Source organism: Nocardia sp. PLKS1-43, from assembly GCF_059510335.1.
In genome coordinates, this window is the sequence record NZ_JCAJZQ010000005.1 from 491,021 (window position 1) to 513,799 (window position 22,779).

At 67.7% G+C, this 22,779-nt stretch carries 22 protein-coding genes; 14 read left to right on the forward strand and 8 right to left on the reverse strand.

The features are described 5' to 3' along the window. Positions 1 to 150: 150 nt before the first annotated feature. Positions 151 to 723, reverse strand: coding sequence for a hypothetical protein (locus AC5WS7_RS21650; RefSeq protein ID WP_495956351.1), 573 nt, complete (start codon positions 721 to 723; stop codon positions 151 to 153). A gap of 248 nt (positions 724 to 971) precedes the next feature. Between AC5WS7_RS21650 and AC5WS7_RS21655 the strand changes: the two genes are divergently transcribed. Next, a complete protein-coding gene (locus tag AC5WS7_RS21655) occupies positions 972 to 1,988 on the forward strand; it encodes a TIGR03617 family F420-dependent LLM class oxidoreductase (RefSeq protein ID WP_495956352.1) in 1,017 nt (338 codons plus the stop codon). 63 nt (positions 1,989 to 2,051) lie between these two features. Here AC5WS7_RS21655 and AC5WS7_RS21660 read toward each other — a convergent pair whose 3' ends face one another. After that, positions 2,052 to 3,482: an MFS transporter gene (locus AC5WS7_RS21660; RefSeq protein WP_495956353.1), complete on the reverse strand. Its 1,431-nt coding sequence runs from the start codon at positions 3,480 to 3,482 to the stop codon at positions 2,052 to 2,054. A 251-nt stretch (positions 3,483 to 3,733) separates the two neighbouring features. On the opposite strand from AC5WS7_RS21660, the gene AC5WS7_RS21665 reads away from it, so the two are divergent. Both AC5WS7_RS21665 and AC5WS7_RS21670 read left to right on the forward strand, forming a co-directional pair. Further along, on the forward strand, positions 3,734 to 4,636 hold the full coding sequence (locus tag AC5WS7_RS21665) for an NADP-dependent oxidoreductase (protein WP_495956354.1): 903 nt from the start codon (positions 3,734 to 3,736) through the stop codon (positions 4,634 to 4,636). 220 nt (positions 4,637 to 4,856) lie between these two features. Continuing rightward, complete coding sequence (locus AC5WS7_RS21670; RefSeq protein WP_495956355.1) at positions 4,857 to 5,963, forward strand: NADH:flavin oxidoreductase; 1,107 nt, start codon at positions 4,857 to 4,859, stop codon at positions 5,961 to 5,963. Between the two features lie 293 nt (positions 5,964 to 6,256). On the opposite strand, the gene AC5WS7_RS21675 is transcribed toward AC5WS7_RS21670, so the two are convergent. After that, a complete protein-coding gene (locus tag AC5WS7_RS21675) occupies positions 6,257 to 6,730 on the reverse strand; it encodes a guanyl-specific ribonuclease (RefSeq protein WP_495956356.1) in 474 nt (157 codons plus the stop codon). A 254-nt stretch (positions 6,731 to 6,984) separates the two neighbouring features. Between AC5WS7_RS21675 and AC5WS7_RS21680 the strand changes: the two genes are divergently transcribed. Further along, entirely contained in the window at positions 6,985 to 8,217 is a 1,233-nt protein-coding gene (locus AC5WS7_RS21680) for an FAD-dependent oxidoreductase (protein ID WP_495956357.1), read from the forward strand. Between the two features lie 32 nt (positions 8,218 to 8,249). Here AC5WS7_RS21680 and AC5WS7_RS21685 read toward each other — a convergent pair whose 3' ends face one another. From AC5WS7_RS21685 to AC5WS7_RS21695, 3 genes are all read right to left on the reverse strand, one after another. Next, a complete protein-coding gene (locus AC5WS7_RS21685) occupies positions 8,250 to 8,795 on the reverse strand; it encodes a hypothetical protein (RefSeq protein ID WP_495956358.1) in 546 nt (181 codons plus the stop codon). A 53-nt stretch (positions 8,796 to 8,848) separates the two neighbouring features. After that, positions 8,849 to 10,108: an alpha/beta hydrolase gene (locus AC5WS7_RS21690; RefSeq protein ID WP_495956359.1), complete on the reverse strand. Its 1,260-nt coding sequence runs from the start codon at positions 10,106 to 10,108 to the stop codon at positions 8,849 to 8,851. Positions 10,109 to 10,259: 151 nt separating this feature from the next. Further along, positions 10,260 to 11,264: a LacI family DNA-binding transcriptional regulator gene (locus tag AC5WS7_RS21695; RefSeq protein ID WP_495956360.1), complete on the reverse strand. Its 1,005-nt coding sequence runs from the start codon at positions 11,262 to 11,264 to the stop codon at positions 10,260 to 10,262. Between the two features lie 169 nt (positions 11,265 to 11,433). Between AC5WS7_RS21695 and AC5WS7_RS21700 the strand changes: the two genes are divergently transcribed. From AC5WS7_RS21700 to AC5WS7_RS21740, 9 genes are all read left to right on the forward strand, one after another. After that, positions 11,434 to 12,426, forward strand: a complete 993-nt coding sequence (locus AC5WS7_RS21700) for a sugar ABC transporter substrate-binding protein (RefSeq protein ID WP_495956361.1) — start codon at positions 11,434 to 11,436, stop codon at positions 12,424 to 12,426. Then, on the forward strand, positions 12,423 to 13,415 hold the full coding sequence (locus AC5WS7_RS21705) for an ABC transporter permease (RefSeq protein WP_495956362.1): 993 nt from the start codon (positions 12,423 to 12,425) through the stop codon (positions 13,413 to 13,415). The genes AC5WS7_RS21700 and AC5WS7_RS21705 overlap by 4 nt, the downstream gene beginning before the upstream one ends. Before the next feature lie 9 nt (positions 13,416 to 13,424). Beyond that, positions 13,425 to 14,270, forward strand: coding sequence for an ATP-binding cassette domain-containing protein (locus AC5WS7_RS21710; protein WP_495956363.1), 846 nt, complete (start codon positions 13,425 to 13,427; stop codon positions 14,268 to 14,270). Continuing rightward, positions 14,267 to 15,214: a ribokinase gene (locus AC5WS7_RS21715; RefSeq protein ID WP_495956364.1), complete on the forward strand. Its 948-nt coding sequence runs from the start codon at positions 14,267 to 14,269 to the stop codon at positions 15,212 to 15,214. Before AC5WS7_RS21710 ends, AC5WS7_RS21715 begins: the two co-directional genes overlap by 4 nt. Before the next feature lie 32 nt (positions 15,215 to 15,246). Beyond that, positions 15,247 to 15,633 (forward strand): D-ribose pyranase, encoded by a 387-nt coding sequence (rbsD, locus tag AC5WS7_RS21720; RefSeq protein ID WP_495956365.1) that lies wholly within the window; start codon positions 15,247 to 15,249, stop codon positions 15,631 to 15,633. A gap of 45 nt (positions 15,634 to 15,678) precedes the next feature. Continuing rightward, the gene (locus tag AC5WS7_RS21725) at positions 15,679 to 16,437 is read left to right on the forward strand and encodes an enoyl-CoA hydratase (RefSeq protein ID WP_495956366.1); all 759 of its coding nucleotides are present in this window, start codon (positions 15,679 to 15,681) and stop codon (positions 16,435 to 16,437) included. A 75-nt stretch (positions 16,438 to 16,512) separates the two neighbouring features. Next, entirely contained in the window at positions 16,513 to 17,874 is a 1,362-nt protein-coding gene (locus AC5WS7_RS21730) for an FAD-binding oxidoreductase (protein WP_495956457.1), read from the forward strand. An 82-nt stretch (positions 17,875 to 17,956) separates the two neighbouring features. Further along, positions 17,957 to 18,394 carry a nuclear transport factor 2 family protein gene (locus AC5WS7_RS21735; protein WP_495956367.1) on the forward strand — a complete coding sequence of 146 codons (438 nt, stop codon included), beginning with the start codon at positions 17,957 to 17,959 and terminating at the stop codon, positions 18,392 to 18,394. A gap of 102 nt (positions 18,395 to 18,496) precedes the next feature. Further along, positions 18,497 to 19,711: a DUF445 domain-containing protein gene (locus tag AC5WS7_RS21740; RefSeq protein ID WP_495956368.1), complete on the forward strand. Its 1,215-nt coding sequence runs from the start codon at positions 18,497 to 18,499 to the stop codon at positions 19,709 to 19,711. Between the two features lie 153 nt (positions 19,712 to 19,864). On the opposite strand, the gene AC5WS7_RS21745 is transcribed toward AC5WS7_RS21740, so the two are convergent. Beyond that, positions 19,865 to 21,037: a helix-turn-helix domain-containing protein gene (locus AC5WS7_RS21745; protein ID WP_495956369.1), complete on the reverse strand. Its 1,173-nt coding sequence runs from the start codon at positions 21,035 to 21,037 to the stop codon at positions 19,865 to 19,867. 202 nt (positions 21,038 to 21,239) lie between these two features. On the opposite strand from AC5WS7_RS21745, the gene AC5WS7_RS21750 reads away from it, so the two are divergent. Further along, the gene (locus AC5WS7_RS21750) at positions 21,240 to 21,521 is read left to right on the forward strand and encodes a hypothetical protein (protein WP_495956370.1); all 282 of its coding nucleotides are present in this window, start codon (positions 21,240 to 21,242) and stop codon (positions 21,519 to 21,521) included. Positions 21,522 to 21,637: 116 nt separating this feature from the next. Here the strand turns inward: AC5WS7_RS21750 and AC5WS7_RS21755 are convergent, their stop codons facing one another. After that, positions 21,638 to 22,645 (reverse strand): alpha/beta hydrolase, encoded by a 1,008-nt coding sequence (locus AC5WS7_RS21755; RefSeq protein WP_495956371.1) that lies wholly within the window; start codon positions 22,643 to 22,645, stop codon positions 21,638 to 21,640. Between the last annotated feature and the right edge of the window lie 134 nt (positions 22,646 to 22,779).

Sequence of the window (22,779 nt, forward strand, 5' to 3'; positions counted from 1 at the left end):
CGAAACCGCCTCGGCCACAGCGCAAGACGCGGGTGAGCGGCACCTCGCACACTCGCCGCACCCGACGTGCACAGCGCGACGGCCCGGCCCGCGGATCAGCGGCGTCGACCTCGTCCGAGCGCGGGTGCGGCGATCAGCCGGCCGGAGCGGTCAGGGCACTACCCAGCCGACCGGACCGTCCGAGTGGAAGCCGTGCGCGACGAGCCCGACCTGACCGGGCGAGGTGTCGATGGCCGCGGCCCAGCGGTTGTTGTAGCTATAGCGCAGCAACGGCTGGTCACCGAGGTCCGGGGCGTTGTCGATCCAGCCGATCACGCCCTCGTCGGCGACCCCGGGGTTCTTGATGTCGCGGTCCGCGATCGCCAGCAGGTACGACGGGTGCTCGCTGGACTTGAGCCGCAGGCGATGCACCGCGACCCGGTTGGGTCCCGCAGCGGTGTGCAGGTGGCCGAGATCCTCGACCTTGGTGAAGTGATACTTGCTCACCGCGGCCGACGCCTCGGCCGGGTTGGTGGTGAAGAAGAACCCGGTGTGCCGCGGATCGCGCGATCCGTCGTTGAAGGTCGCGAACTCCTGCAGGGTGACCAGACCGTCCGCCACCGGTGCGGCGGGAGCGGCGTCGGCCTGGGGCAACGCACCGGGCGTCGAGTACATCATCGACGCGAAAGCCAGTGCGGCCGCGAGACCTCCGGCCAATCCGATCCGAACAGTGAACCTCTTCACGTGACACCTTTCATCCGACCACGGAAACAAGTCAGGCACAGTGTAATTGCCGAAGCCGTCCACACCAGTGCGGACAAGGCCGGAGCCGGTGTCGGGTCGTATTCGAAACGGCTGGTCGACAGGGGCGACGATGGTTTCGGCCGGATCACCGCCGCCGAACCGCCGAACGCGGCGAGCACAGCCGATAGGGTCGATTCGTCCGGTGCGCATACGCCGTGTTGCTCCGATGCCGGCGAGGGAGTGTTGTCGTGAAAGTGCATCTGCAGGTGGATGGTTCGCCGCAGGAGGTATCGCGGCACGCACGGGAGATCGCAGATCTCGGCGCGGACGGGCTGTTCACCTTCGAAGGGCCGCACGACGCGTTCTTTCCGCTGGTGGTCGCGTCGGGAAGCACGGATGTCGAGCTGATGACCAATGTCGCCATCGCCGGGCCCCGCAGCCCGATGCATCTGGCGCACGCGGCATACGATCTGCAGTGCTACAGCCGCGGCCGGTTCCGGCTGGGGCTGGGCTCACAGATCAAGCCGCACATCGAGAAACGGTACGGCGCTACCTGGGACAGGCCGGTCGCTCGGATGGCGGAGACGGTGCGGGCGGTCAAGGCGATCTTCGCGGCCTGGGAGGGCGCGGAACGGCTCGATTTCCGCGGGGAGTTCTTCACGCACACGCTGATGCCGCCGAACTTCGACCCCGGCCCGAACCCGTACGGGCCGCCGCCCGTTCTGGTCGGCGCGCTCGGCCCGCGGATGACGGCCATGGCGGCCGAGACGGCCGACGGACTGCTGGTGATGCCGTTCAACTCCGCCCGCCACTTCGCCGAGCGCACGATTCCGGCTGTGCGGAGCGGACTTCGGCGAGCGGAGCGGGACGCGGACGAGTTCCGGATCATCGCGCAGGTGATGGTCGCGGTGGGCCGCACCGAACAACAGTTGGCCGCGGCCGTCGAGGGCGTGTCCGGGCTGACCGCCTTCTACGGGTCGACCCCGGCTTATCTGCCGGTGCTCGAGGTCGAGGGGTGGGCCGATCTGCAGCCCGAGTTGAACGCACTGTCCAAGGCCGGACGATTCCCGCGAATGCGCGAGTTGATCACCCCGGAGATCGTGGCCACGCTGGCCGTGGTCGGCAGCCCCGAGGAATGCGCCGAGCAGATTCGCGACCGGTTCGCCGGACATGCGAGCGAGGTGTGCTGCTATTTCCCGGGTTACCGCGAAGCGCCGGCCGACGTCGCCGATCTCGTCGCGGCACTGCACGCCGGCCCGGCGTGAGCGGACCTGCTGCCGAGTCGATCGGCCGCGGGGGTCGCTCGTCGTGAATCAGAGAGCCGGGAATCAGGGAGTGGCGCCTTGGGATCCGACGAGTCGCTCGGCCTCCTCCTCGGACTGAGCGGACGGCGCCGAACCCCACATCCGCCGGCCGTTGGGCTCCTGCAGGAAGTAGACCGACACCGCGCCGATCACCCCGGCGATGATCAGGTAGTACGCGGGCCAGTTCAGATCGCCGGTGGCTCCCACGAGTGCGCCGACCACCACCGAGGTGGTGCCCGCGAACAACGAGACCGCGACGTTGAACGACACCGACAGGCCCGCAGCGCGCACCTTCGTCGGGAACAGCGAGGGCAGCGTGGACGGCATCGTCGCGCTGAAGCAGATCAGCGTCAGCCCCATGATCAGCAGGCCGAGGAAGACGGCGAACGCGTTGTGCATGCGGACCAGCAGCACCATCGGAAAAGCCAGCACGATCAGCGCGACGATGCCGCCCCAGATGATCGGTTTGCGGCCGACGCGATCGGACAGCAGGCCCAGTAGCGGAATGGTCAGCAGCGCAATGGCCATCACCGCGATCTGCAACCATTGCGACACCGTCGAGGACACGCCGCCGCCGTCCGCATCGGGCACGGTCGCGGTGACATAGGTCGGCATGTACGAGGTGAGCATGTAGTTGGTGACGTTCCAGACGATGACCAGTCCCATGCAGACCAGCACGTACGGCCACAGCTTGGCGAGGATCTTGGCCTCGTCACCGGTCTTGCTGGACTTCTCCCGATCCTCGGATTCCTTCTCCAGCGCGGCGAAGGCCGGAGTGTCGGCCAGCCGCATCCGCAGATAGACCCCGACGACGCCGAGCGGCAGCGCCACGAAGAACGGCAGCCGCCAGCCCCAGGCCAGCAGCTGGTCGTGCGACATCGTCGCATCGGCGAGCGTGACGATCAGAGCGCCGAGCAGATATCCGGTGAACGTCCCGAATTCCAGCCAGCTGCCGAGGAAGCCGCGGCGGCGATCCGGCGCGTACTCGGCGATGAAGGTCATCGCGTTGCCGTACTCCCCGCCGGTGGAGAAACCTTGCAGCAACCGGGCGCACAGCAGCAACATCGGGGCCCACAGGCCGATCGAGTTCTGGTCCGGGATGCAGCCGATCGCGAAGGTGCCGGCCGCCATCAGGATCATGGTCGTGGCGAGAACCTTGTTGCGGCCCACCCGATCCGCGAGCGGTCCGAAGAACATGCCGCCGAACGGACGGACCAGGAACGCCACCGCGAACAGTCCGAAGGTCGCGATCGTGCCCGCGGTATTGCCCAGATGGGAGAAGAACACCTCTTTGATGGTCGGCTCGAAATAGGCGTAGACGCCGAAGTCGTACCACTCGGTGATGTTGCCGATACTCGCCGCGCCGATGGCCCGGCGGATGATCGGCGGGTCCGTGACGACGATGTCGTCGAGCGACCACCGTCTCGGACGTTCGCGCGGGGTCAGCACATGCACCGGACACGACCTCCTCGGGACTCACGAGCAACACTCCCGATCCGCGACCGCGCGGCGCCCGCCGAGCACATCCACACCCTCGGCGAATACTGTCCGGCCGGGATCAGCCTTTCCAGGCTAGGTGATCCTCAGCGATCCGCGAGCGAACTTCCCCGGACCGGGCATCTGTGTCCGTGCGTCGCGACGACCTCGGCTGGCAGACTGTTCCACGCGCGGCGAACGCGCGTCCCGAGTCGAGATCGGAGCGAACGATGCAGGCGATTCGTTTCAGCCGGTTCGGCGGCCCGGAGGTGCTCGAGGTCGTCGAGCTGCCGGATCCGCATCCGGGGCCAGGCCAGGTGCGGATCGCGGTGCGCGCGGCCGGGATCAACCCGAGCGACTGGAAGAAGCGGGCGGGCCTGATGGATCGGCAGCTCCCGCAGACCATGGGCTACGAGGCGGCGGGCGTGGTCGACGAACTCGGCGAGGGCGTCGCGGACGTGTCGGTCGGCGATCGTGTTTTCGGCTTCGCCGCCCGGGAGGGTACCCAGGCCGAACTGGCGGTGCTGTCCCACTACGCGCCGATCCCGGCGGCACTGGACTTCACCGACGCCGCCGCGCTTCCGGCCGCGATCGAGACGGCCACTCGCGCACTCGACCAGCTCGGCGTCACGGACGGGGTGACGCTGCTGATCAACGGCGCGTCCGGCAGCGTCGGCAGCGCCGCGGTCCAGCTGGCGGTCGCGCGGGGCGCGCGGGTGATCGGCACCGCCGGACCGGCCAATCAGGAGTATGTCCGCTCGCTCGGCGCCGAACCGGTCACCTACGGTGCGGGCCTGCTGGCCCGGGTGCGCGCACTCACTCCCGGCGGCGTCGACCTCGCCCTCGACGTCGCGGGCAGCGGAATCCTGCCCGATCTCATCGAAATCGCCGGTGGCGCAACACATGTCATCACCGTTGCCGATTTCGCCGGAGCGCAGGAGCACGGCGTGCGGTTCAGCCGCGGTGATTCCGGACGCGCACTGCACGCCATCGACGAGATCGGCGAACTGATCGACTCCGGCCGCTTCGCACTCCCGCTCGCCCGCGCCTTCCCGCTCACCGAGGTCGCCGAGGCGCACCGGCTGGGTGAACAAGGCGCCGTGCGCGGGAAACTGGTGCTGCTGGTCGACTGAGTGCCGCTCGAATCACTTCGTGACCCCGTGCCCGGGGAACGGGCGGCGATGGCCGGGGGGTCGTGCTCTCGCGGCTCCCGAGCGGGGAAGCCGCCGACCGGACGCGACCGCGTTCGTTACCCCGATCACACCTGTGCCGGAATGGCCGCCCCCTTCCCGGTGTTGTTCCGGCGACCGGATTTCGACAATCGAATCGCCGAATCGGAAGGAAATATGCTCCATGTCACAAGAATCGGTCGGTGATCCCTCGATCCACCTCGACGGATTGTTCACCGAATTCGACACGGGATCGCTGCGGCTGCGGAACCGGTTCGCGATGGCCCCGATGACGCGGGTGAAATCGCCTGGCGGCGTGCCCAATTCGGAGAACATCGAGTACTACCGGCAACATGCGGCCGGTGGTGTGGGGCTGATCATCACCGAGGGGACCTACGTCCGCGGTCCGGCGGCCGGACCGCTCTCGGGGGTACCGAGGTTCTACGGCGAGGACAGCGCGGCGGGCTGGCGAGCGGTGGCCGACGCCGTGCATGCCGAGGGCGCTGCCATCGTGCCGCAGTTGTGGCATACCGGCGTCGAGCGGGGTAACGAACCCGAGTTCGAGCCGGAGACCCGGTCGGTGAGCCCGTCGGGGATCGATCACACCGGGGCTCCGGTCGGGCGCGCGCTGACCGCCGACGACCTGGATACTCTCGTCGCCTCCTACGTGGAGTCCGCGATGCTGGCTCGGCAACTCGGCTTCGACGGTATCGAAATCCATGGCGCGCACGGCTATCTGCTCGACCAATTCTTCTGGGCCGCAACCAATCGCCGCACCGACGACTACGGTGCGACGCTACGGCGCCGCGCGGCGTTCCCGGCTCGCGTGGTCGCGGCCGTGCGCGAGGCCGTGGGCCCGGACTTCCCGATCATCTACCGCTATTCGCAGTGGAAGGGCGTCGACTACACCGCCCGGATCGCCGCGAACCCGGGTGAACTCGAGCAGTTGCTGACCCCGCTGGTCGACGCGGGAGTCGACCTCTTCCACACCTCGCTGCGGCGGCACTGGCTGCCCGAATTCACCGACCACGCAGAGGATTTGAGCCTCGCGGGCTGGACCAAGAAGATCACCGGCCGACCGGTGATCACCGTCGGTTCGGTCGGCGTGGACAGCGTCTTCCGAGGTGACCGGATCGACGAGACCCAGGCCGAACGCTTCCGCTTCCTGAACGAGCAGTTCGAGCACGGCGAATTCGACGTCGTCGCCCTGGGCCGTGCGCTGCTCGCCGATCCGGAGTGGGTGAACAAGGTTCGCGGCCGAAGGCTTTCGGAGATCATTCCGTTCCGGTAGCGGGCACCGGCGCATGCGGCGCCGGCCGCGGCGGCGCGTTCAGCCGAGTACTCGCGCCCCGGATCGCCGCCGGCCTGTCGAGGCCGAGGATGGCAGGCCCGTTGCCGCAACGACTTTCAGCTCACCGCACGAGGGCGCAGGTCCCGCTCGGCTGCCGGGATCGCGGGGGCCCGGGCACATCGGCCGCGCATATCTGCGGCGGCCGCGACCCAGCGGGCATGAACGAAGCCGCGCGCCCGATCCGGTCGGAGCGGGCGCGCGGAATGTTCCGGCTGATCGGAAAGCGTTGCGTGTCAGCGCATCCGGCAGAAGGTGGCGTAGTGATCCCCGGTGTACCAGGCCGATCCGTCGTCACCGGTGACGATGCGCTCGGCATCGCGGTTGTGGCCGGGCACCTTGCGGTTGACGTCCCACTCCTTGTAGTGAACGGCCTTGCCGCCGTCGGTCCGAGGCAGATTTCCTTCGCGATCACTCCAGGTGGTGCCGCCCTTGGTGCCCGAACCGTCGTTCGGCGGCCACTGACCGGCATCGATCAGGCCCAGCGTCTGCCGGGCCTGATCGGGAATCGAGCACGCGACCGGGCGCTGGTCGGTGGCGCTGTGAGCGCCGGCCGAGGCGGTATCGGCCTGATGCGCCGCGCCCGTGCCGCCCAGCAGGACCGACAGCGCGACCAGGGTGGCCATCATCGCGGCCGCGAGCATCGAGAGGGGTCTGGTCCACACGTTCCCGGGCGAGCGGATCTCCGGCGATATCGGATCGTTCGTCATCAAATACCTCGCAATGGTCGTCGATACACCGGCGCCGCTCCGACACCCCCGGGCCGAATGTACTGGTAGCGCGATCCGCATCGGTCGACGCGCAGCCGAGCAACCGGACAACAACAGATGACGAATTCGCATTACCGGACCAGGAGCCGCTCGACCGGCATCGGTCCGGTCCGGTGCGGATACGCTGCACATCGCCCTGCCGCGCAATAGCATCGACCAGCGAGCGCAAGGCCGCGACCACTGTGGAGGCCCCGATGGATCGAACCACCTGTCTCATCGCCGGTGGAGGTCCGGCGGGAATCGTGCTGGGTCTCCTGCTGGCCCGCGCCGGAGTCCAGGTCACCGTGCTGGAGAAGCATGCGGACTTCCTGCGCGACTTCCGCGGCGACACCGTACATCCCACCACGCTCGACCTGCTCGACGAGCTCGGCCTGGGCGAACGCTTCGCGAAACTACCGCAGCGCCGGTTGACTTCGGTGCAACTGCCGATCCGCGGACATATGTTCACCGTCGCCACCATGGACCGGCTACCGGGACCGCACCGTTACATCGCGATGGTGCCGCAGTGGGATCTACTGAATCTCCTTGCCGGAGAAGCCGATTCGGAGCCCACGTTCACGCTGCGAATGAACACCGAGGCAATCGATGTGATCCGCGAGGACGGACGGGTTGTCGGCGCCCGGTATCGCACTCGCGACGGCGAGTCCGGCGAGATCCGGGCGGATCTCACCGTGGCGTGCGACGGGCGGACCTCCGCCCTGCGTGCGGCGGCCGGACTCGGATCGCGGCGCTGGCCAACGCCTTTCGACGTGTGGTGGTTCCGGATTCCGCGCAACGGCACCGACCCGTCCGGCGCCGTCGGATTCCTCACCCCGCGGCGGGTGGCCCTGCTGTTCGATCGTGGCGACTACTGGCAGTGCGCGACATTGATCGGCAAGGGCAGCGACCCCGCGCTGCGCAGCGGCCCCGTTTCCGAGATCATGCGTCCGCTCACCGATATCGTGCCCTGGCTCTCCGACCGCGCCGACGCCGTGTCGAGCTGGGACGAGGTGAAACTGCTGGACGTCCAGCTGGATCGCCTGGACCACTGGTACACCGAGGGCCTGCTGTGCCTGGGCGATGCCGCACACGCCATGTCCCCCGTCGGCGGGGTCGGCATCAACCTCGCCGTCCAGGACGCGGTAGCGGCCGCGAGAATCCTTGCCCCCAAACTCCTTTCGGGCCGACTGAGCACCGCCGACCTGGCTCGCGTGCAACGCCGCCGCCGTCTCTCCACCGCCGTAACCCAGGGCCTGCAACGCTTCCTGCACGCACACGCGATAACCCCCGCCCTCGGCGGCCGGCTCAACATCTCCGACAACCCCACTCCCCCTCTCCCGCTGCGTCTGTTGCGCCGCACGCCTTTCCTTCGCGACCTCCCACCTCGCCTCGTGGCCCGCGGCGTCCTGCCCGAACACGCCCCGGAATTCGCCCGCCGCCCGAGCTGATCGCGGCGGCGCGGACGCCGCGGTATCGGGATCTAGCGCAAATCGTTCCGACGCCACGGGGTCCACCGGTGGCCGGTGTCCGGCGGGAGAATCGCGCGCCCGGACTCCGCCCGTGCGCCGGGCGGGTGTTCGATGCGCTCCGGCAGCGGACTGCCCTCGGGCGAACGGGCCGCGAACGGCGGGGTCGAGCCGGCGAGACTGACGGAGCCGTCGACGCTCTGCCGGACCGAAAGCCCGAAGCCGTCGGCTGTGGATGTGTATGCCGCTCTAGGCCGGGAACCGCGGTCCGTCCGGACCGGCCATGCGGATTCCCGCCACACCCGCACCACGAGGTCGAACGTCTCGTCGGCGGTGGCCGGAGTGGTTCCCGCGACCCAGTACGCGATATCGAAGAACTCCCGATCGACATCCTGGCCGGTCTCGTCGCAGGGTAGTACGACACCACCGTGAAATCGTGCCCGCGCAATCTCGGGATGCGCGAGCGACAGTGCCAGCTCCGCCGGAAGGGCACGCAGCGTCTGCGCGAGATACCGATAGAGCCGGTCCTGCGCCTGCGCCCGGGTCAACTCCGCTCGCATACCGCCATCCTCGTCCGATTCGTTGGTTTCTGAAGGCCCGGCCAGGGTCACGGTCACCTCACCATATGACCGAGTCCGGTGATGATCAGTCCGAGCTTCCCCGCGGCAGGATTGCGGGAATCGAGATAGTGCGAGGCGAAATGCTCGTCCGAAATCCAGCGCGGCTCGCCGGGAGTGGAAGCGGAAGCGAAAACCTTGGCGCCGAATCCCGGAGAGGTGGGAGGCGGTCCGTGCGTTTTCGGCATCAGCTGAACGAAATCGCGTCGGGCCATGGTCGCGAACACATGGTTGCCGATGTCCTCGGCTTCGACGCCGGCGAGCCGCAACTCCCGGACATTTCGCACTCCCATACCCCAGCTGCCGATCACGACCAGGTCGTCGGTGTCGAGCACGGCGCCGTTGCCGGCGGCATGACCCGCCAGGACACTCCCGTACGAATGGCCGACGGTGGTGTTGTGTGACGGCTCTCCCTCATGTGTGATCCGCAGGCCGACGTGATGTTCGCGCGCCATGGCCGCACCGTCCTCGGCGAACTGCGGAAACATCGCCTCGGTCATCGATTGCGGATTGCGGTATGCCCCCCAGAGCGTTATCGCGGTATTTTTGCCGGGTTCGATCGTCGTTGCTATCTGCCGCATCTGGCTCATGGTTTCATCGGCGTACGCGGTGGGGGCGTCGGCGGCGCCGGCGGGATTCAGCAGAATGACGGTGTTGTCGGCGAAGTCCGGGTTGTCGAGGTCGATCACGAAACGCCCGCGATCGTCGACGTACGCGACGTTGATATCCGGTTCACCGCGCCGCGTTCGGTAGATCATGGACTCCAGGTCGTTGTAGGTGTCCGCACGGCCGAAGTCGCCCGAATCCCGGGCCTGCGACCACAGTCGGTCGATATTGCGCTTGTTGAACTCGTATCGATCCGCCCTCGGAATGCCGTCCCGATTGCCGATGAAGGGATCGGCATGGAACAGCTCGTTCTTGTCCGATTCGTTCAGGCCGGACCAGAACTCGTGCAACTCCCTCGGGTTCTCCGGTATGCCGATGTCCGGCAGCTTCGGCCGGGGGATCTCCGGCGGCAGTTCGGACCGCGCCGACTCACCGATCAGGCGGGCGAAATTCTCGTCGTTCGCGACAAGATCCCCTTCGCCACGCACCACCGCATCCCGGGTCTTGCGATAAAGATTCTCGGCGATGCCTTCGCCGGCTTCCTGGATGATCGACTCCAGCCGCCGCGCGATCATGTTCGCGCGGCGAATACCCGGGTACAGCTCGAGCGCGGAGTCGATCGACCCGGCGTCCGGATCGAACTCGCTCACGCTCTGGCGATCGCGACATGATCCGGTCGGCGACCGGGCCCATCGCGGTAGACGGACGATTCGGTCATGCAGGGAGTGTGCCAGATCACGCCGGACCGGACCATTCACCGCCACCGGGCAGCCTGCGGACGCTGGACATACCCGCCGCGATTCAGAAATCGTCGGCGCAGCCGCACGAACCGCGGGTCCGCAGCCCGGCTTCCAGCGACACCACACCAGGATGTGTTGTGCCGCTGTCGATCTGGTCGAGCAACAGTTGTACCGCGAGTTCACCCATGCGGCGGGTGGGCTGGACCATGGTGGTCAGGCCGGGGCGGGTGTAGCGGGCGTATTCGATGCCGTCGAAGGCCACCACGGCCAGGTCGTCGGGGACGCGCAGCCCGGCGTCGTAGGCGGCGCGGAGCATACCCATCGCCTGGAGGTCGCTGGTGACGAAAATCGCGGTCGGGCGGCGGGGGGCGGCCAGGAGTTCGGACAGGGCGCGATATCCGGCCGCGCCGCCGAAATCCGTGCGGACGATAGGTCCTTCGGGTAATCCGCAGGCGGACAGTGCATTGCGATATCCCTGCACGCGGTCCTCGGCAGTGGAGACGTGCGGTCCGCTCAGACAGGCGATTTCGCGGTGCCCGTGCTCGATCAGGTGGGCCACCGCCGCCTGCGCGCCGCTCACCGAATCACACATCACGTGCGTGAACCGGGCCGGATCGATGATGCGGTCCACCGCCACCAGCGCCATCCCGGCCTCGGCGCACGCATCCCCGACACCGGTCTCGAAGGACGACGAAATGGCAAGCAGCCCTTCGACTCTGCGATCGATGAAGGTCCGCACATAGGCCTGTTCGCGCTCCGAGTCACCGGCGGCGTTGCCCACGAACAGCGGATACCCGCGGGCGAAGGCGGCCGCCTCGATGACCGCGGACAGTTCGGCGAAGAACGGATTCGCACCGTCCGGGATCACCATGCCGAGCGCGTGCCCGCGATTCATCCGCAGGCTGCGCGCGGACATGTTGGGCCGGTAGCCCAATTCGGCGATGGCGGCCTCGATCCGCGCCCGGGTCGCCGGCGCGACCTGACGCGGCCCGCCGTTGAGCACGTAGCTCACCAAGGCGGGCGAGGTGCCGGCCAGACGCGCAACGTCCGCGCGTGTCACTGCCATTCGGATCTCTCCTCGTCCTCGGTCACGGTTCGATCCCACGCTATTGGGCCCAACCCCTTGACAGTCGGTGACTCAGGTCACAGACTACTCATCAATTCGTGTTGATCAACACGAGTTGATCAATTGAGGGATAGGTCGAACACCCATGAATGCTCGATTCAGGCGTGCGATGGCGCCGCTTGTCCTCGTCGGCGCGCTCGCCGCGGCCGCCTGCGGGCGTGGCGATCACAGCAGCTCCGGGGATTTCAAGATCGCCATCGTCACCCGCAACTTCACCAACCCGTACTGGGCGGCGTTGCGCGACGGGGCCATGGCCGAAGCGGGGAAGCTCGGCGTGAAGGTCACCGTGCAGGCCGGGCAGTCCGAAACCGACGCCGACGGTGAGAACGCGCAGATCTCCACCATGGCCGCGCAGGGCTTCGGCTGCTTCGGCGTGGTGCCGGTGAACGGCACCAACGTCATCACCCCGCTCACCGCGGTCGCCCGCAAGAACATCCCGATCCTCGATCTGGACACCCAGATCGATCCGGCCGCCTCCAAGGCCGCCGGGGTCTCCTACGCGAGTTTCATCGGCTCGGACAACGTCGAGGCCGGTAAGACCGCGGGCCAGAAACTGCTCGAAGCCCTGGGCGGCACGGGTAAGGTCGCGGTCCTGCAGGGCATCGCCGGTGAGCAGAACGGCATCAACCGCGACAAGGGCTTCGCCGAGGCCGTCGCGGGCAAGCTGGACATCGTCCAGGAGGCACCCGCGGATTACGAACAGGACAAGGGCCTGCAGGTCACCGAGGCGATCCTGAAGGCGCATCCGGACATCACCGGCATCTTCTCCGCGAACGACACCATGGGCCTCGGCGCGGCGCAGGCGATCAAGAACGCCGGCCGCACCGGGCAGATCAAGGTGATCTCCGTCGACGGCATCCAGGCCGCGCTGGAGGCGGTCAAGGCGGGCACCCTCTACGGCACCGTCACCCAATACCCTTATGCCGAAGGACAACTCGCGGTGCAGGGCTGCCTGGCCCAGCACCGGGGCAAGAAGCTGCCGGACCGCGTGGTCTCCCCGATCGCGTTCATCGGCAAGGACAATGTGGATCAGCAGATCACCGCGTTCCCGCGTCCGATCGTCACCTTCGCCAACCCGCTGGAAGGACTCCTGAACAAGTGAGCTCCACGGCAGATATCGCACCCGCCGAGGGCGGCGCCGCGGACGCCGGTACGCGTGAGGGGCGCACCGAAATCCCGGCCAAGCTCGCCGAATACGCGGCGCCGATCGCGCTGGTCCTGCTCTGGGTGGCCTTCTTCATCGCCACGCCGGATTTCCTGACCCTGGCCAATATCGGTGACCTGCTGGTCTCCGCGTCGATCCTGACCGTGCTGGCGCTGGGCCAGCAGTTCGCGGTCACCGCCGGCGGTATCGATCTGTCGGTGGGCGCGAATCTGCCTTGGGCCGCAGCACTGTTGGGCTACACGACCAGCCACGGCTATCCGATCGCGATCGGCATCGTCGTCGCGATCGCGGGCGGACTGATCGTCGGCGTGATCAACGGCGTGCTGGTCGGCCGGCTGCACATGACCGACTTCGTGGTCACCCTGGGCATGCTCAGCGTGCTGAGCGGGCTGACATTGCTGCTGACACACGGCAACACCACGGCGGTGAACTCGTCCTTCCTGCAGAAACTCGCACTGGACGGCATCGGTCCGGTGCGCTGGTTCTGGCTGCTCGCGCTGATCGCGGCACTCGTGGTGGCGGGCATCATCTTCCGCACTCGGATCGGCACCCACCTGCTGGCCACCGGCGGACGTCTGGAGGCCGCCCGCGACACCGGTATCGCGGTGAATCGCATCCGGCTGTTCGCGTATGCGATGTCCGGGCTGCTGTGCGGGGTCGCCGGGGTGATGCTCGTGGCGCGCAACGGCGGCGCGGATCCCTCGCTGCAGACGACCTATCTGCTCAGTTCGATCGCGGCGGTGGTCCTCGGCGGGTCGTCGCTGGCCGGCGGAAAGGCGTCGGTGCTGGGCACCGTCGCGGGTGCGGTGCTGTTCACCTCGCTGATCAACGGGTTCACCATCCTGGGCATCTCGCAGTACTACCAGCCGGTCGCGGTCGGCGCGGTACTGCTGCTGGCCGCCGGGATCTCCCGGTTCCGAAAGTAGGCGCACGTCATGAACATCGAGTCCACTCCCCTGCTCGAGGCCCGGGACCTGACCAAATCCTTCGACTCGGTGCGCGCGCTGGACGGGGTGTCGCTGCGCATCCCCGAAGGCGAGGTCACCGCGCTCGTCGGCGACAACGGAGCCGGGAAATCCACCCTGGTGCGCTGCCTGACCGGCGTGCAGTCCCCCGACACCGGTCAGATCCTGTTCCGCGGTGAACCGGTGCGCCTGCGTTCCCCCGAGGATGCGCGCAAGATGGGGATCGAGACCGTGTACCAGGACCTGGCACTGATCGATGACCTGACGGTGTGGCAAAATCTGTTCCTCAACCGGGAACTGGTGCATCCGCTCGGAATCGTCAACCGGCGCGGCATGATCGCGCGCAGCGGCGAGATCATGCGCGAACTGGACGTCGACGTGCCCTCGGTCCGCACCACCGTGCGGCGGATGAGCGGCGGCCAGCGCCAATCCATCGCCATCGCCCGCGCCGTCGCCTGGGGCAAGGCCATGGTGATCATGGACGAGCCCACCGCCGCCCTGGGCGTCCGGGAGACCGCCGCGGTGGAGAAACTGGTCCGCGGCCTGCGCGAACGCGGCGTCACGGTGCTCATCATCAGTCACGACCTGGCTCAGGTGATGCGCGTCTGCGATAACGTGGTAGTCCTGCGCAGAGGCAGATCGGTTGCCGCGCATTCGATTTCGGAAGTCGACGGCGACCGGCTCGTCGGCCTCATCACCGGCGCGATCGCCGGGAATACGCAGACCCCGCAGCACGGTGACGTCCGGACCGAGGACACCACAACGGCTTCCGAGACGGCGCGAACGTCCTCGGCCACCTCCGAGGCGGCCTCATGACCGTCGTCGTGGTGGGTTCGGTGAACGTGGATGTGGTGAGCGAGGTCGAACGACTGCCCGCACCCGGGGAAACGGTGCTGGCATCGCGGTCGCGAACGAATCTGGGCGGCAAGGGATCCAATCAGGCCGTCGCCGCCGCACGGGCCGGCGGCCGGGTGGAATTCGTCGCCCGGGTGGGTGCCGACGCCGATCCCGGCTTGTGGAAGTCGTTGCTGGAGTTCGGCATCGGCCTCACAGCGGTTCGCGAGGTGCCCGACAGCCGGACCGGTACCGCGTACATCACGGTGGCCGGCGGGGAGAATCAGATCGTGGTGGACCCGGGGGCGAACTTCGGCTGGGAGAACGAAGCCGAGCTGAACGAGCTGACCGTCGAGGCCGGACTGCTGGAGACGGCGGAGGTCGTGGTGGCGCAGCTGGAAATCCCTGTGCGCGTGGTCGATTGGATCTCCACGCGGGCCCGGCGGTTCATCCTCAACGCGGCGCCGGCGATGCGGCTGTCCGAAGACCTGCTGCGCCGCTGCGATCCGCTGATCGTCAACGAATCGGAATTGGCGGCGGTGAGCGGTTCGGTCCCCGAATCTCCCCAACAGGCATTCGCACAGGTCCGGGCGCTGTGCCTGCGCGGGGTGCCATCGGCGGTGGCGACGCTGGGCGCAGCCGGGTCGGTATGGGCGCGGAGCGTATCCGCAGCGCAGGTCGTCGGCGCGTACCAGCCTGCGCCCCAGGTGACTACGGTCGATTCGACCGGCGCCGGGGACGCCTTCGTCGGGGCCCTGGCCACCGCGCTCGCCGAGGGCGCCGAACTCGGCCGGGCCGTCGCCTTCGCCACCGCCGCGGGCGCCCTCGCGGTGCAGTCGCCCGGCACGCACGCCTCGTATCCCACCGGCGACCGGATCACGGCCGAACTCGCGGCGGTACCGCGATCCCGCACGCTCGCTTCGTGATTCGAGCACCCCTCACGCCGACCAGGAGACCCATGCGCACCACCGGAATCATCCACGCCGAACTTGCCGCGGCCCTGACCGGCCTACGCCACACCGATCTGTTCGCGATCAGCGACTCCGGCCTGCCGGTACCCGCCGCAGTCCCCGTCATCGACCTCGGCATTTCCTACGGATTTCCCCGCTTCGAGCCGATCCTTGATCTCGTGCTGCACGAGGTGACCGTCGAAGCCGCCTGGGCCAGCCGCGAGGTGATCGCCGAAAATCCCGACGCCGCAAGACTTCTCACGGAGAATCTGCACGCCGAGCTGATCGACCACGAGGCCTTCAAATCCCGCATCGCCGGCTGCCGCTTCGTCGTGCGCACCGGCGAGGCCCGGCCCTACGCCAACGTCCTGTTGCGCGCGGGCGTGCCCTGGTGACACCGGACGCCCTGTGCCCGGCCGCCGTCGAATACCATCGCGGGCATGCCTGAGATCTTGGTGGAACGTCGCGACAAGGTCGCCGTGGTCACGGTGCACGATCCGGAGCGGCGCAACGCGCTGACCCGGGATCTGTCGGCCGGACTCGTCGACGCGGTGGCGGATGCCGAGGGAGACAAGGATATTCACGCCCTGGTCATCACCGGAACACCGCCCGCGTTCTGCGCCGGAGCCGATCTCACGCTGTTGGGCGCCGCCCGGGAGGAGGGGTTGCGCGCGATCTACGCGGGCTTCCTGGCCGTCGCGAACTGCGCATTGCCGACCATCGCCGCCGTCGGCGGGGCGGCGGTGGGTGCGGGCCTGAACCTCGCGCTCGCGGCCGATATCCGGATCGCCGGTCCCCGCGCCCGCTTCGACGCACGATTTCTCCAGCTGGGCCTGCATCCCGGCGGCGGCATGACCTGGATGTTGCAACGTGCCGTCGGTACCCAGCGCGCCGCCGCCATGACGTTGTTCGGCGAGATCGTGGACGCGGAGCGGGCCGAGGAGATCGGCCTGGTGCACCGCCTGACCCTGGGCGACCACGAGACCCTGCTGAACGAGGCCGTCGCCTTCGCACAGCCCGCCGCCGACGCTCCGCGCGACCTGGTCCTGGCCGCCAAGCGCACCATGCGAATCACGCGCGAGTCGAGCGCACACGCCGACGCCGTCGACGCCGAAATCGCCCCGCAGCTGGCGTCGCTGGACTCCCCCGAGTTCGCCGAACGCCTGGCGGCGATGAAGGCTCGCATCACCCGTTCCTGACATCACCGACCGCACGTATCTACGCTCGATTGCGTGCAGACCACTTCTCCCCTTCCGGCGGCGCTTCGCTCTCTCGTGGTGGACGAGGTCATCGCCGCGCTGCCGCAGGGCCGGGTGCTGACCGATCCCGGCGTCATCGCCCGATACGAGCACGACGAAGGTGAGTGGGCCGAGTTCCGGACCCCGGTCGCCGTGGTGTGCGCCCGATCGGCCGGGGAGGTCCAGGCGGTGGTGCGGCTGTGCCGCCGGCACGGCATCGGGGTGATCGCGCGCGGAGCGGGCACCGGCCTGTCCGGGGGCGCCAACGCCCGCGCGGACAGCATCGTCGTCTCGCTCGAGGCGATGAACGACATCGTCGCGATCGATCCCCTCGAGCGCACCGCGGTGGTGGGCCCGGGGGTGGTGAACGACGACCTGCGCGCGGCCTGCGCCGAGGTCGGCCTGTGGTACCCGCCCGATCCCGCGAGCGCGCCCTGGTCGACGATCGGCGGCAACGTCGCCACCAACGCGGGCGGGCTGTGCTGCGTCAAATACGGCGTGACGCGCGACTACGTGCGGGCGGTGGAGGTGGTCACCGGCACCGGTGAACGGGTCCGGCTCGGTCGGTCCACGGCAAAGGGCGTGGTCGGCTACGACCTGGCCGGGCTGATGGTGGGTTCGGAGGGCACGCTGGGCATCATCACCGAGATCACCGTCGACCTGCGGCCGTTGCGGGCGCCGTCCCGCACGGTCGCCGGATACTTCTCCTCCGTCGTGGACGCCGGTCACGCGGTCACCGCCGTGGCCCTGGCGGGGCTGACGCCCTCCGCGCTCGAACTCATCGACCGGCAGTGTCTGCTCGCGGTCGATGCCTGGAAGAACATGGGCCTGTCGACCGACGCCGATGCCGTACTGCTCGGGCAGATCGATACCGTTGGGGCGGAAGGTGATCGGGAAGCACAACGAATGCGCGAATGCTTCGAGACCGCGGGGGCGAGCTGGTCGGTGGTGTCCACCGACCAGGCCGAGGCCGACGCCCTGTTCCAGGCGCGCCGCCTCGCCTACCCGGCCATGGAGCGGCTCGGCCCGGTCCTGACCGAGGACGTGTGCGTCCCCAAACGCCATATCGCGGAGATGCTTTCGCGCATCGAACGGATCGGAGCCGAGCACGACACCGTCATCGCGAACATCGCCCACGCCGGTGACGGCAACCTGCATCCGCTGCTCATCACACCGCGCGACGACGACGCGGCGCGAGTGCGCGCGCAACGCGCCTTCGCGCAGATCATCGACGCGGCACTGGAATTCGGCGGTACGGTGACCGGCGAGCACGGGGTCGGCATCCTCAAGAAGGACGGCCTCTACCAGGAGCTCGCCCCGGCGGTCGTGGATATGCACCGCGCGGTGAAGTCCGCGCTCGACCCCGACGGCATTCTCAACCCCGGCAAGGTGCTCTGAGGGCGAGTATCCACCGAATCACCCGCCCCGGGATCGGCTTCGGTGGTGATATTGGTAGCTCATCGCACCGACGGAGGTTCTCATGTTGTCACTGCAGGAGATTTCGGATCGACTCGAAATCCAGGATCTGATGGTGCGGTATTCGCATGCCGTGGACACCAGGCAGTGGGACCTGCTCGACGAGGTGTTCACCGCCGACGCCTACATCGACTACAGCGCGATGGGCGGCTCGGCCGGAGATCTGTTGTCCACCAAGGAGTTTCTGGCGACGACACTGCCGAACTTCCTGGCGTTCCAGCACCTGATCAGCAACTCGTCGATCAGCATCGACGGGGACACCGCGACCGGGCGCACGCTGTGCCACAACCCGATGCTGGTCGCCGATGCGGAGGGCAGGCAGAGCCTGATGCTGTGCGGGCTGTGGTACCTGGACACCTTCGCCCGGGTCGACGGGCAGTGGCGGATTCGACGGCGCGAGGAGGAGAAGGGCTACATGTTCGTCGCGCCGTCGGCCTGGTAGCACTCGCCCGCCCATCGCCCGGCCGTCTCCGGGACCATCGTTAGAAACCTGTTACTGTTCCGCCGTGGGCCCAGATTCATCCCTCGCGCTCGGAGCGGTTGCGTGATCGACGATTTCCTACGGCACTGGATGCTGTACTGCTCGATACCGATCGTTGCCGCGCTCATCGGCTGGACCACCAAATTGGTCGCGGTGGAAATGCTGTTCCGGCCGCTGGAATTCATCGGCATCCGGCCGTGGCTGGGCTGGCAGGGCGTGGTTCCCCGGGCCGCGCCGCGGATGGCGACCGTCGCGGTGGATCTGATGTTCACCCGGCTCATCGATCCCCGGGAACTGCTGAGCCGCATCGATATCGCCGAACTCACCACCACTTTGCGCGAACCCCTGAACGATGCCGTCGCGCATATGGTGCACGAGCTGATGATGCGCTACGAACCACGCATCTGGGTCACCATGCCGGAGTTCGCGCGCACGGCCATGATCGCGCGCGTGCAGCGTGACGTGCCCGCCCTGATCGACGACATCGCGACCGATCTGCGCGTCAACCTCGAGCACGTGATGGATCTGCGCGCCATCGCGATCGATACGCTCGTCAACGACAAGGCGCTGCTGGTGCGGCTGGTGCGCGACATCGGTACCAACGAACTGCGGTTCATCGTGCGCTCGGGACTGCTGTTCGGCACGGTGCTGGGTTTCGTGCAGATGTTCACCTGGGCGTTCACCCACTCGCCGATGTTGATGCCGCTGTTCGGCGGCGTTACCGGGCTGAGCACGGATTGGCTCGCACTGCAGATGATCTTCCGGCCGGTGAACCGGCGGTGGATTCTGGGCATCGTGCCGTGGCAGGGGCTGTTCCACAAACGTCGCGAAGAGGTCTGCAACGATTACGGCGATCTGATCGCCACCCAAATCCTCACTCCCGCAAGGATGCTCGAATCGATCCTGGACGGTGAACGCGCCGACCGGCTGGCCGCGATCCTGTCCCGGCGGATGGGCGAATTCATCGACGCCCAATCCGCTCCGGCCCGGCCGCTGGTCACCCTGGTCGCCGGGGACACGATCGCCGCGCTCAAGCGCGAGATGGTCCCGGAGATGCTCGGCTACATCCGCGGCGCCGCAGCCGGATTCGAGGAGCAGGCCATGCGCACCCTGGACCTGCGCAACCTCGTCGTCGAGAAGACCCGCGACCTCACCGATCTGGAATACGAGGGCCTGCTGCGCCCCGCATTCAAACAGGACGAATGGAAGCTGGTGGCCATCGGCGGCATTCTCGGCTTCCTGGTCGGCGAACTACAGGTTCACCTGCTGCTCAGCTGATCGTCCGGTCGTTATCGCAGCGGGTTCTTCTGAACTGCATTACATTTCAACCAGCGGCGGCCCTGTGTCCGATGGGGGACACAGGGCACCGTGCGAAGGGGTGCGCAGGCGCTCACCCACGTGCGCTACCTGCGACGATTGCACTTCCCGCTGCTACCTCACCGGATAGATGTCCCGGAACGCATCCCGCACCACCGCGGCATCGGCTGCATCGCGCCCCTCGATGCCGGTCACGATCTCCGAAACCCGCCAGTACGTAGACGGCACCAATCGCCCCGACTCGACGGCCGTCAGAGCAGCGCCCGCCGCCTCGTCGGGCTTGTTCGCCGCGACCAATGCCAACCCGAGATCCAAGTTCGCAGAAGCAATCCGGCGCGGCCTGATAGTCACTGCGCCGACGAGATCAGCGAGCACATGGCGTGCGTACGCTTCAGCTCCCGGATCACCCAGCCACGCCAGGGTGGTGGCGACGTAGGCATCGGATTTCGCCGGGTCGTACCGGAAGTGATGCTCAGGACGGTCGGGCACGCTCAGCCCGGACACGAGCCGGGCAACCCTACGTAGCGCGCTGTACGTGCCCGTACTGTCGCCGAGTCGCGCCAGTGCCCGCCCTTCCTGCGCGGTCGCCTGGATGAACACCGAGCTGCCTACCGGGGCGATCTCCTGCGCTGCGCGAGACAGTTTCGCGGCCTGTTCGAACTCGCCGCCGGTCAACTGCTGCCACGCTCTCGTCTCGAGGCACCACGCCGATATCTCGGGATGCTCTGCCTCATCGGCGAGAGTCCACGCCAGATGTCCCCGGGCCGCGGCGGCGGACAGTTCACCCAGGTCGACATGGCAAGTGCTCGCCAGGAGCGAGAGCCATCCGGCCGTCACCAATAGGCGCCGATGCTGCCCGAGGGTCATGCGTGAATCCATCAGGCGCCCGGCATATCCGAGGTATGTGCGGATCCGCACGAGCAGTTCAGCGGGCGGAGTCGTGTTGTACGCCGACGCCAGATCGTCAACCGCCGATTCCAGTTGCTCGAGGGTGTCGCCACCGATGTCCGACACGGCGAGCCGTTGCAGCCACTCCGCGGCGGCTTCCTCGCCGTCCGCTGGTTCGGCGAACAGCGTGGAACCGATCCCGAGCGCATCGGAGTAGGCGCGGACGTGTTCGTCCCTGATCCTGCGCTCTCCTGTTTCCAGTTGTCCCAGAAGAGATTTCGAGAAGTGTGTACGTGTGGCGAGCGCGGCGAGGCTGAGCCCTACAGCCTCGCGGGCGGCTCGCAGACGTTCTCCCGTCACCTCGGCGCCGCCGAGTACAGGACGCTGCCCCTCGTCCATCTGCCCATCGTATGCGCAGGTGTGGACGTTTGTGGACGCGAATCTATAGCGCTGCGCCGACCGGGGCGGCGATGCTCGGAACCGGTTCCGACGCCGGGGTGAGCGGCCAGATTCACCCCCGACTCCTTGTACCGCCCTCGGCGTCGGTTCCTTCCACTGGACCACGGAGGCAAGGATGCGGGCGCGACCGACAGCGTTGGGTTTGATCGACCCGGACGGCGAAACCTGCGAATGGCAACGCGCCCAGGTTCAGCGGCTCGCACGGAGTCTCGGCTACAAACTCGTCTGGGGATCGGAGACGAGCCTTCTCCCGGTCGTCGACCAGGTACGCGCCGCAGACGTCGACACGGTCATCATCGCGACAGTCGACCGCCTCGACGCGCTCGCGCTGAACGCCGTGTTGTCGCTTGTGTCGGTCGAATCCGTCTGCCCCCGGCTGAGTTTCGCACGCTGGGCCGACACCTCCCCTGTGGAGCACGGGTGATCGGCAGAGGGAAAGAAACACCTGATCAGCGCCTGAATCCCCCGCCGAAACCCGGATTCGACGGGGGACACAGGGCACCTCACGGAGGTGACCGCCGAGACGTGGTCAGCGGGTGATCAGACCCCCAGACCGGCTGCCAGGGTCGGCCAGGACTTGGGCAGGGCGTCCTTCCAGTACGGCCAGGAATGGGTGCCGATCGCGTTCCAGTCGACCCGCGGACTGAGGCCGGCCAGCTTCATCGCCGCCAGGATCGATACGGTGCAGTCGTGCGCGGCCTGCTCGATCGCGATCGATTCGGTCAAGGTGGCCGGGTAGGTGAAACTGGGGTCGAAGTTGGCGTCGGCGGGGCCGACCACCCCGGTACCGGTGTAGACGAAGACCGGTTTGCCGCGCAGCTTGTCCAGGTGCGCGCTCGGGTCGTGCGCCTTCCACTGCGGATCGGTCGGGGGGCCCCACATGTTGTCCGGATTTCCGCCGTCGGAGATGACCACCGGGCGCACCGACAGCTGCCCGGCGTTACTCGAATACAGGCAACCGCTGAAGGTGGCCAGCGCCCGGTACAGCGAGGGATTGCGAACGGTCAACGTCGCCGCGGCCTGCGCGCCCATCGAGACGCCGCCGATCGCGTTGACGCCGTTACCTTTCAGCAGGCCGTTCACCAACGGCGGCAACTCGACGGTGAGGAAGGTTTCCCACTTGTTGTGCCCCAGTTTGGGATCGTCCTTCTCCCAGTCGGTGTAGAAGCTTCCGGGCCCGCCGACCGGCATCACCACATTGACGTGCTTGTCGGCGAAGAACTGCACGGCCCCGCCGCGCATGGCCCAGGTGCTCTGCCCTTCGGTGTCGGAAGCGCCGTTTCCGTCCAGCAGATACAGGGTCGGGCGGGACGGCCCCTGATCGGCGGGCAGCAGCACATCGAGCTGGACGATCCGCTGCATCGCCGGGGACAGCACGTATATCTCCTCGCGCTGCGCGGAGATTCGAGTGATGTGGTCGATGGTGGCCTGTGCGTTCGCGATCGATGGAGACGCGCACAACGGCGCGACCACCGCCACGACCAAGGCAACGACATACGCTACGGACCGACTTCTGCGAACCGATCCGGCCGCCGAAACAATGTTCACGCCAGGCATAGTAAAGAGCGCAACGCCGAAGCAAACCGTTTTCGGCTCAACCGGCGAGCCGCGAAAACCGCACGCGCGAGGGCGGTCCGGCCACGGCGGGACGGGCAGGAACCCGAAACGGGCCCGGAAGCATC